Source organism: Solidesulfovibrio sp. C21 (assembly GCF_047785625.1).
Taxonomy (GTDB): Bacteria; Desulfobacterota; Desulfovibrionia; order Desulfovibrionales; family Desulfovibrionaceae; genus Solidesulfovibrio.
Genome location: NZ_JBLODY010000013.1, coordinates 57,941 through 67,812, shown reverse-complemented (window position 1 = coordinate 67,812; position 9,872 = coordinate 57,941). Strand labels below are relative to the sequence as shown.

General features: G+C 63.0%; 10 protein-coding genes. 4 read left to right on the top strand and 6 right to left on the bottom strand.

The window, feature by feature from the left end; genetic code table 11:
- Positions 1-155: 155 nt before the first annotated feature.
- The 6 genes from clpA to ACMZ6R_RS06600 form a co-directional block, all read right to left on the bottom strand.
- Positions 156-2,438, bottom strand: coding sequence for an ATP-dependent Clp protease ATP-binding subunit ClpA (gene clpA / locus ACMZ6R_RS06625; protein ID WP_416110123.1), 2,283 nt, complete (start codon positions 2,436-2,438; stop codon positions 156-158).
- Complete coding sequence (clpS, locus tag ACMZ6R_RS06620) at positions 2,439-2,753, bottom strand: ATP-dependent Clp protease adapter ClpS (RefSeq protein ID WP_416110122.1); 315 nt, start codon at positions 2,751-2,753, stop codon at positions 2,439-2,441.
- A gap of 338 nt (positions 2,754-3,091) precedes the next feature.
- Positions 3,092-3,685 (bottom strand): class IV adenylate cyclase, encoded by a 594-nt coding sequence (locus tag ACMZ6R_RS06615; protein ID WP_416110121.1) that lies wholly within the window; start codon positions 3,683-3,685, stop codon positions 3,092-3,094.
- A 174-nt stretch (positions 3,686-3,859) separates the two neighbouring features.
- Entirely contained in the window at positions 3,860-4,951 is a 1,092-nt protein-coding gene (hypD, locus tag ACMZ6R_RS06610) for a hydrogenase formation protein HypD (RefSeq protein WP_416110120.1), read from the bottom strand.
- Positions 4,938-5,165, bottom strand: a complete 228-nt coding sequence (locus tag ACMZ6R_RS06605; RefSeq protein ID WP_416110119.1) for a HypC/HybG/HupF family hydrogenase formation chaperone — start codon at positions 5,163-5,165, stop codon at positions 4,938-4,940. Before ACMZ6R_RS06605 ends, hypD begins: the two co-directional genes overlap by 14 nt.
- Positions 5,166-5,660: 495 nt before the next feature.
- Entirely contained in the window at positions 5,661-6,014 is a 354-nt protein-coding gene (locus ACMZ6R_RS06600) for a hypothetical protein (RefSeq protein WP_416110118.1), read from the bottom strand.
- 128 nt (positions 6,015-6,142) lie between these two features.
- Here ACMZ6R_RS06600 and ACMZ6R_RS06595 point away from each other — a divergent pair, with 128 nt between their 5' ends.
- From ACMZ6R_RS06595 to ACMZ6R_RS06580, 4 genes are all read left to right on the top strand, one after another.
- Positions 6,143-6,787 (top strand): HDIG domain-containing metalloprotein, encoded by a 645-nt coding sequence (locus tag ACMZ6R_RS06595; protein WP_416110117.1) that lies wholly within the window; start codon positions 6,143-6,145, stop codon positions 6,785-6,787.
- Positions 6,750-7,670 (top strand): D-alanine--D-alanine ligase family protein, encoded by a 921-nt coding sequence (locus ACMZ6R_RS06590; RefSeq protein WP_416110116.1) that lies wholly within the window; start codon positions 6,750-6,752, stop codon positions 7,668-7,670. The genes ACMZ6R_RS06595 and ACMZ6R_RS06590 overlap by 38 nt, the downstream gene beginning before the upstream one ends.
- A 107-nt stretch (positions 7,671-7,777) precedes the next feature.
- A complete protein-coding gene (gene carA, locus ACMZ6R_RS06585; RefSeq protein WP_416110115.1) occupies positions 7,778-8,905 on the top strand; it encodes a glutamine-hydrolyzing carbamoyl-phosphate synthase small subunit in 1,128 nt (375 codons plus the stop codon).
- Between the two features lie 27 nt (positions 8,906-8,932).
- Positions 8,933-9,754 (top strand): tetratricopeptide repeat protein, encoded by an 822-nt coding sequence (locus tag ACMZ6R_RS06580; RefSeq protein ID WP_416110114.1) that lies wholly within the window; start codon positions 8,933-8,935, stop codon positions 9,752-9,754.
- The last annotated feature ends 118 nt before the right edge of the window (positions 9,755-9,872 follow it).

The window sequence follows — 9,872 nt, the reverse complement described above, 5'->3', positions numbered from 1 at the left end:
CCCCCAGACCCCCACCCTCCCCCAAAACTCTTCATGGGGGTCACTCTCGGGTGGGGATACGGATCCCTTTGAAAGTTTTTGAAGGGGGGCCAGGGGGAAACTTTTTGAAAAAAAGTTTCCCCCTGGCCGCCGGAGGCCTTCCGCCTCTTTTTCCCTTACTCAACCACCGCCGGTTCCTGGGCCGCCTTCTTGGGCGCGCGGCCGGTGAAGTTGAAGGTAAACAGTTCGGGCGCGCCTTCCGGGGCCGCGTCGATGAGGGCTTCGCCGCCCTTTTGCAGCTTGCCGAAGAGCATCTCCTGGGCGAGAGCGTCCTTGATCTCTTCCTGGATGACCCGGGCCAGGGGCCGCGCGCCGTAGTCATGGTCAAAGCCCTTTTCGGCAAGCGTGGTCACCGCGGCCGGAGTCAGGCGCACGAACACCCGCTTCTCGACCATCTGGGCGTTGAGCTCGCGCAGGTACTTTTGCACGATCCGGTCCATGATCTCGGGCGTCAGGGACTTGAAGGTGATGATCCCGTCGAGGCGATTGCGGAATTCGGGGCTGAAAAGCTTCTTGACGGCCTTTGTCCCCTTTTCCGTCGTATCCTCGGCCTTGCCCGAACCGAAGCCGATGCTCTTGGCCGACATTTCCCGGGCTCCGGCGTTGGTGGTCATAAGCAGCACCACGTGGCCGAAGTCGGCCTTGCGGCCGTTGTTGTCGGTAAGCGTGGCATAGTCCATCACCTGGAGCAGGATATTGAACATGTCCGGGTGGGCCTTCTCGATCTCGTCGAGGAGCAGCACCGAATACGGATGCTTGCGGATGGCGTCGGTAAGCAGGCCCCCCTGCTCGAAGCCGACATAGCCCGGGGGCGAACCGATCAGCCGGGCCACGGCATGCTTTTCCATGTATTCGCTCATGTCGAAGCGCACGAAGTTGATGCCGAGCACGGCGGCGAGCTGCTTGGCCATCTCGGTCTTGCCCACGCCGGTCGGGCCGGCGAACAGAAACGATCCGGTCGGCTTGCAGTCGTTGGCCAGCCCCGCCCGGGAGCGCAGGATGGCCTTGGCAATGGCTTCCACCGCCTGATCCTGGCCGAAGATGAGGTCTTTAAGCTCCCCTTCCAGGTTCTCCAGGCGCACCTTGTCCGAAGACGTCACCCGGGCCGCCGGAATCTTGGCCATGGAAGCCACGACCTTTTCCATCTCGGCCACGCCGATGGCGCCCTTGGTATTGCCGGACAGTTTGCGCACGGCCCCGGCCTCGTCGATGACGTCGATGGCCTTGTCCGGCAGGAAGCGGTCGTTGATGTGGCGGGCCGAGAGTTCCACCGCCGCCCGAAGCCCGGCCGGGGTGTAGCGCACGCCGTGGTGGGCCTCGTAGTAGGTGCGCAGGCCCTTGATGATCTCCACGGACTCGTCGATGGTCGGCTCGCCCACGTCGATCTTCTGGAACCGGCGGGACAGGGCCCGGTCCTTCTCGAAGTAGTTCTTGTACTCCTCGTAGGTGGTGGAGCCGATGCAGCGCAGCTTCCCGGACCCGAGCACGGGCTTCAGGATGTTGGAGGCGTCGAGGGTGCCGCCGCTGGTCGCGCCGGCGCCGACGATGGTGTGGATCTCGTCCACAAAGAGGATCGCCCCGGGCTTTTGCTCAAGCTCGGCCAAAACGCCCTTGAGCCGCGCCTCGAAATCGCCCCGGTACTTGGTGCCGGCCAGAAGCGCGCCCATGTCCAGGGCGTAGATGAGCGTGTCCTTGAAGGACTCGGGCACGTCGCCCCCCACGATGCGAAGGGCCAGGCCCTCGGCCAAGGCGGTCTTGCCCACGCCCGGATCGCCGACGAAGATGGGGTTGTTCTTGCGGCGGCGCAGCAGCACGTGGATGGTGCGGGTCAACTCCTGATCGCGGCCGATAAGCGGGTCGATCTCGCCCTTTTTGGCCTTGGCCACCAGGTCCACGGTATATTGGTCCAGGGCCGAGCCGGACTTGCCGCCCGTCTCGCCGTCGCCCTCACCCTCGGCGGAGGCCTGTTCGCGGCCGGAGCCATGGGAAATGTACTCCAGCACGTCCAGGCGGGACACGTTGTGGGACTTGAGGTAGTAGACCGCGTAGGAATCTTCCTCATCGAAAATGGAGGCCAGCACGTCGCCCACTTCCACCTGCTGTTTGCCGGACGACTGCATCTGCATGATGGCGCGCTGGAGCACACGCTGGACGCTTATGGTCTGCACCACCTCGGACTCGGCGTTCTGGGGCAGGGCTTCCATGTGGTCTGTAAAAAAGCGTTCAAGCTGATGCTTGAGGCGCACCACGTTGGCGCCGCAGTGGACCAGGATATCCCGGCCCGTCTCCTCCAGGAGCATGGCATAAAGCAGGTGCTCCAGGGTGAGGTATTCGTGATTGCGGCGCTTGACCTCCTTGACGGCACTGGTCAACACCTTCTCCAGTTTCTTGCTAAGCATTCAGACCTCTTCCATGCTGCATTTGAGCGGGTAGCCGTTTTCCCTGGCCAGCCGGTGCACGAGAGACACCTTGAGCTCGGCCACTTCGGCCGTGTACTCGCCACAGACGCCCACACCGTTGTTGTGGACGTTCAGCATGATCTGCGTGGCTTCGTTTTCGTTTTTATGAAACACGCCGACGAGTACCTGGATGACGAATTCCATGGTCGTGTAATCGTCGTTGTGCAAAAGCACCTTGTACCTTCTCGGCTCACGGACTTCCTCTTCGACTTCGACGCCGAGACCCGGTTGTTCCTGTTCGATGGGATGGCTCATTGGGCTTGCCGTCACCTTTTCCCGGATATCGGGGAACTTCGGGGCGTCATCACGCCCGGATTGCGGTTTCTGGATAAAAATAAGTCGCTCTGGGGCACTGTCGAGGGGTAACGGCGCAAGGCGCGCCGCGTCCACCCTGCCTTGCACTCCATGAAATGGGGTACGAGAAATCGCGCCTACTGACAACAGCCTTCGCAGTATACTGGAATCGTTATTGAAAAGAATAGGTGATGCGGGAACCCCCGGCAACGGGTTCTTCCCTCGCGCGCGCTCCCCGTCCGCAACCTTTTGGTTTCGGGCGTGTACGGGAGAGGCTGCGGGGCCCTCTGGCGGAAAGGTCAGGAGAAGTCGGAAAGAACGTTGCCGCGTTCGTCGGGGCCAAAAACGAAACTGTCGCAGGCCGGCAGGCCGCAGGCCGCCAGATGGGCCTGGTAGAGGGCGTGGTAGGTCAGCGGTATGGCCTCGGCCATGGCAAGTCCGAGGGTCGCGGCCACGGCGGCAATGGCCGCGGCCGGCCCCTCAATTTCCAGGTAGCGGCCGAAAGGAAGCCGGTCGAGGCAGACATGGGTTTCGCCCGCCTGCCAGGTCTCCCGGACTTTTTCGTAGCGTAGGGCCGGGGCATAGCCCAGGGCGCAAAAAATCGATTCCATGACGGCGGGGTCGGCCACACGGGTCTCGAGCTCCCGGCGAATCTTGATCCCGGCGGCGGCGGCCGTCTCGGACGGGAGCTTGAGCGTCACCCGGCCCTCGCCGTCGCGGCGCAGGCGCAAGAGCACGTCGCGCCGCCGCAGCTCCCTGCCCGGCGTATCGAAGACGATATTTTCCTCGAACACCCGGGACAGGCGCACGCCGCCGGCTTTTTCGAGTGCTTCGCGCACGGGCGCAAACGCCGTCACGGCGAACTTGGTTTCAATCTCGTCGGCATCGGACAAGGCAGGGGCTCCTCGTATCGCATTCCCGAAAAGCATGCGATCGCTTTTCGGGAATGATCCGGATTTCCCGAACGCAGGCTCCGGGTAGACATGCAACAGGGGAAAGAACTCCTTTCGGGATTCCAAAAGCCCCCGCCCCTTGGCCGCCGGAGGCATTCCCCCTGATCCTTTTGCCTACAGGTCGAGCCTGTACTTGAAGTAGGCGGCGCAGCCCCCTTCGGTGGAGACCATGCACGGCCCTACCGGCGTGGCCGGAGTGCAGGCCTTGCCGAAAAGCGGACACTCGTTGGGGGCCATCTTACCCTTGAGCACATCGCCGCAGCGGCAGCCGGGAAGCGGCGGCGTTTCCTTAAGCGCCACGCCCGGCAGGCGCATGGCGTCGAAATCGGCGAATTCCTCGCGAATGACCAACCCGCTTTGGGGAATGAGCCCCAGGCCCCGCCAGAGCGCGTCGGCCGGGGCGAACACCTCATCCATGATGGCCATGGCCACGGGATTGCCGGCGTCGGACACCACCCGGGTGTAGCCGTTGCGGATGGCCGGAGCGTTATTTTCGAGCATACCGGTGATGTCGAGCAGCGCGGCCAGGATATCCAGGGGCTCGAACCCGGTGACGACCGAGGGCACATGGTATTTTTCGGCCACAAAGGTGTACGGGGTCGCGCCGATAATCGCCGAGACATGCCCCGGCAGGATGAACGCGTCCACGTTGATGTCCGGATCGGAGAGCAAGACCTCAAGCGCCGGCGGCACGAGCTTGTGGAAGGAAAGCACCCGGAAGTTTTTCAGGTTCTGTTCCCGGGCCAGCTTGATGGTGGCGGCCACGGCCGGGGCCGTGGTCTCGAAGCCGACGCCAAGAAAAACGACCGTGCGGTCGGGGTTAGCCGCGGCCACGGCCAGGGCGTCGACCGGCGAGTAGACGACTTCCACCCGCGCGCCGTCGGCCTTGGCGGTCTTGAGGTTGCGTCCCTTGGGGCCGGGCACGCGCATGAGGTCGCCAAAGGTGGCCACCACCACGTCGTCGCGGCCAGCCAACTCCAAAAAAGCGGCCACTTCGGACTCGTGGGTGACGCACACCGGGCAGCCCGGGCCGGTCAGATGGGTGATGGTCGGCGGCAGCAGACTGCGCAACCCGGACTGGAATATGGCCACGGTATGGGTGCCGCAGACTTCCATGAATCGAAAGGGGGTGGTCGCCTCGGCAGTCAGACGCGCAAGCAGCGCCCGGCACAGCTGGGGGTCCTTGAAAGCCTCAAACGAGTTCAAGGTCCAGGCCTTCCTGAAAGAGTTTGATGGTTTCCAGGGCGTCCTCGCGGTCCAGGCGGCGAATGGCGAACCCGGCGTGGACAATGACGAAATCGCCCAAGGCCGGCGCGGCGTCGATGAGGTCCAGGCGCACCTGGCGGGTGACGCCGCCGATTTCCACATCGGCCACTTTATCGTTGATGGCGGTTACTTCCATGGGAACGGCAAGGCACATAGGGTGCTCCTCCGGCAAAGGGATGGCGACGGGCGAGGTTGCCCGGCGTATGCGTTGCAAGGAATATGCGCATCCGCAACGGCTTTGTCAAAAGCCGGAGGCAGTTTGGTTAGCCGGCAGGGGGCATTGCGGCCTTTGGTTGGCCGGCGGGGGACATTGCGGACGCGGGCGGCGTATATTTGAAGAATACGCCTTCGCGTCCGCAATGCCCCCGCCGGCCCTGGGAACACGGTCCAGGCGCGAAGACACTCCTTCCCCCAGACCGCGCGGATAACCAAGTATTGCCAGCGTGTTGCACCTTTCTGGCCTCGGTATTCCCTGACCGCGCGGAGAACCACCCAACCTCGTAAGCGGTCGCTTTTTCCTTTGAAAAACCCAGTGTCCGCGTTTTCGCACAGACTTAAAAATGTCTCCCCGCCCCCTTTGAAAGTTTTTGAAGGGGGTCCAGGGGGAAACTTTTTTCAAAAAGTTTCCCCCTGGCCGCCGGAGGCGCCATTACAACGCGACAACCTCCAGCGCCTTGAAGCACTTGGGCGGGATAAGCTCCTGGTGCACGGCGAAGCGGGCCTTGGACACGGCCTTGTCCGCGTCGGTCGCCTCCACCACCACCTCGCCGGAGAGCGGCGTTTCCACCTTTGTCCGGTAGGCCACTTCATAGGTCCCCGCCGGTTCCAGAACACGGATGGTAAGCGGTTCGAAATGAAAATAGGGCTCGTCCCGACGCTGGTCGGGGTGGACGATGGCCTGGGCCGCGAGCATGGCCTGTCCCTTGCCGGTGGCTGTCACCACTTCGGTGCCTTCCTTGGCCTGCATAATTCTGGTTTCGTAGCGCACACGGTATTTTGGCATGATCGACCAATCCATTTCCGGCCGGGGAAAGAACCGCGGCCGGGCGTTGCTTTTTCCCGAGGGGTTGCTATCAATCCGGTTGCCGGGCGCGAAGCTTTTCAACCCGTCCGGCAACCGACGTTTCCCATATGTCCGAACACATCCATGATCCTGGCCAGCCCAAGCCGGAAACCGGCTCCGGGGCGCCGCCCTTCCCGCCCGATCCGCCGCGGGTTTCCTTTGTTCCCACGGACGCGCAGTGCCGCGAACTGTGGGACGCCTACGGCATGTTGCCCAACATCCGGGAGCATAGCGCCCTGGTCGCCTGTCTGGCTACCGCCCTGGCCGAAGCGGCCGTGCGGGCCGGGCTCGATGTGGACGTGGCCACGGTACGGGCGGCCGGTCTGCTCCACGACCTGGCCAAGACCTACACCATCCGCCACGGCGGCAACCACTGCCAACTCGGCGGGGCCTGGGTGCAGGAACTGACCGGCAATCCGGCCCTGGCCCAGGGCGTGGCCTGCCACGTCACCTGGAGCCTGCCCATCGACCTGCGGGCGCATTTTCTGCCGCTGGCAATCATTTACAGCGACAAGCGGGTCAAGCACAACCAGATCGTCACCTTGGAAGCCCGCTTCGACGATCTGCTGACCCGCTACGGCAAGACGGAATACATCCGGGAACGCATCCGGGAATCCTTCCAACAGGCCGCAGCCATCGAAAAGGCCCTGGCCCAAACCCTGGATTTGGATCTCCATGAAAATACTTTTGGTTGCGGGCGGCTGGTCGAGTGAACGCGAGGTTTCGCTGTCCGGCGCCGTCCAGATCGGCAAGGCGCTTATAAGCCTTGGCCACGAAGTCGTGCCCTGCGACCTGTCCGACGATTTCCCGGGGTTTGTCGACGCGGCCAGAGGCTGCGATTTCGCCTTTTTAAATCTCCACGGCGCGCCGGGCGAAGACGGCCTGCCCCAGGCTTTGCTCGACGCGGCCGGCGTGCCCTACCAGGGGGCCGGCCCGGCCGGCTCGTTTCTGGCGCTCAACAAGGCCGCCTCCAAGCAGCTTTTCATCCGCCACGGCCTGCCGACGCCACGCTGGGATTTTCTGCCCACGCCGCCGCCGGCCGGGTACGCACCCGATTTCCCGACGCCCTGGTTCGTCAAGCCCAACAGCGGCGGCTCGAGCGTCTACATGTCGCTGGTGCGCGATCCGGCCGAACTGCCGGCGGCGCTCGAAAAAATCTTCGCCACCGGCGACACGGCGCTTATCGAGGAAGGCATTTGCGGCGGCACGGAACTGACCTGCGCCGTGCTCGGCGACGAGGCCCTGCCGCCGATCCTCATCCGGCCCAAGGCCGGGGAATTTTTCGATTACACCAGCAAATACCAGCCCGAGGCGGCCGACGAAATCTGCCCGGCCCCCATTCCGGAGGATTTGACCCGTGAACTTGGCCGCCTTAGCCTGGCCGCCCATGCGGCGCTCGGACTTACCGGCTACAGCCGGGCGGATTTCATCCACACCGACAGGCACGGGCTTACCCTCCTCGAGGTCAACACCCTGCCCGGCATGACGCCGACCAGCCTGCTTCCCCGTTCGGCCCGGGCGGCCGGGCTCGACTTTCCCCAACTGATCGCCAAACTCATGGAACTTGGGCTTGCGCGACGGGGCAAGAGGCCTTAATTGACCCCGACCCACGGCGCGTCCGGCCTTTACGCCGGCCCCGTTCCACTATACCCTGCCGGCGGCCGTAAACCCGCGGCCGACGGCCCATACGCGCGGAGACCTGCATGAAAGCCATCCTGGCCCTTGAAGACGGCACCCTTTTTCACGGCCAAACATTTACCGACAAGGGCGGCGCCGGCGGCGAAGTGATATTCAACACCGGCATGACCGGGTATCAGGAAGTGCTGACCGATCCGTCCTACACCGGACAGATGGTGTGCATGACCTACCCCCACGTCGGCAACTACGGCATCAATCCCGAGGACGTGGAATCGGCGAAGATCCGCGTGGCCGGATTCATCGTCAAGGAATGCTGCAAGGAGCCCTCCAACTGGCGCTCCACCATGAGCCTGCCCGATTACCTCGTCAGTCAGGGCATCACCGGGATCGAGGGCATCGACACCCGGGCGCTCACCCGCCACCTGCGCCTGCACGGGGCCATGCGCGGCTACATTTCCACCGATGTGTCCGATCCGCACCAGGTGGTGGAACTGGCCAAGGGCCTGCCGTCCATGGAAGGGCTCGGCCTGGCCAAGGATGTTTCCTGCGATGCCCCCTTCGTCTGGACGGGAGGCGGCATCAGGCCGGCGACCATCGTCGACGGAGCCTACGACTGGCCCGGCGACGGCCCCCGGCTGGTGGTCTTCGATATGGGCATCAAGTGGAACATCATGCGGCTTCTTTCCGCCCAGGGCTTCGACCTGCTCATGGTGCCGCACACCACCACGGTGGACCAGGTCAGACGCTTTGGCCCGGACGCCATTTTCCTTTCCCCCGGCCCCGGCGACCCGGCCGCCCTGACCGACCTCGTCGCGACCACCGCCCGTCTGGCCGAGGACTATCCCCTGGCCGGCATCTGCCTGGGACATCAGCTCCTGGGGCTGGCCCTCGGCGGCCGGACCTACAAACTCAAGTTCGGCCACCATGGCCTCAACCATCCCGTCAAGGATCTGGAAACGGGCCGCATTGAAATTTCATCGCAAAATCACGGTTTTTGCGTGGACATCGAAAGCCTTTCCAACGTAGAGTTGACGCACGTGAATTTAAATGACGGAACTCTTGAGGGCTTTGCCCACAAGAAAAAGCCTGTCATCGCCATCCAGTACCACCCCGAGGCCGCTCCCGGGCCTCATGACAGCCGGTATTTCTTCACCCGTTTCCGAAATCTCGTGCGCCGGGAGACGGGCAAATAACCTCGGGCGCCGACGCGTCGGGAAAGCATGTCCTCGGAACTGACCAAGGCCCGGTCCCAGATCAACAAGGTCAGGACGTTTCTCAAGCAGGCCAAACCGCTGCCCGCCGTGTCGGCCCTGTACGAGGCTATCGGGACGATGCTGCGCACGCCGCTTATCAAGTCGGAAAAAGAGGAGTTCGGCAAGCTCATCACCGACGCGGTGCTGCTTCTTAACGGCGACCGCACCCTGCGCAAGATATATCCGCTCATTCTCGATTATACGCCGGGAAAAGAAAAGGATCTGGCTGACACCCTTGTCACCCTCCTCGGCGAGCTGCAGGCCACGGCCGTGGAGGAAGCCAAGGACATCATGGCCGACATGGCGCAGCGCATCGCCAGCGGCCTGGCCGAAGGCAAGCTCCTTCTCGAAGAGAAGCGTTTCGACGAAGCCAAGCAGTCCCTGGAAAAGCTGGCCCGGGAATTTCCCCGCGACGCCGATCTGCGGGCGCACATCGCCGAGCTTTTCATCTCCGGGGAACAGTACGAGCAAGCATTTTCCTTCCTCGACGAGGCCATCAACCTCTCGCCCGATCAAATCCACCACTACAACCGCATCGGTATCGTACTGCGCAAGCTTCACAAATACGACATCGCCGAGCGATACTTCATGCGGGCGGTGGAATTCGCCAAATCCGACCCCAACCTCTACTTCAACCTCGGCCGGGTCTATCTGGACTGGCAACGCTGGGACAAGGCGGAAAAAGCCTCCCGACTGGCGTTGCGGCTCTCGCCCTCCTTCGTCGAGGCCCAGAAGCTGCTCAACTTCGCCCTCAAGAAACAGGGCAAGGAACCCGAGTCTATTTCGTAAGATTTATGAATGCCCCCGGACCCCCCTTCAAAAATTTTCAAAAGGGGGATGGAGGCGTTATCGGGGTTACGAATGGCTCCGTCATTTTTTCGGAAATGATGGAGTTGTTTTTTTCAGA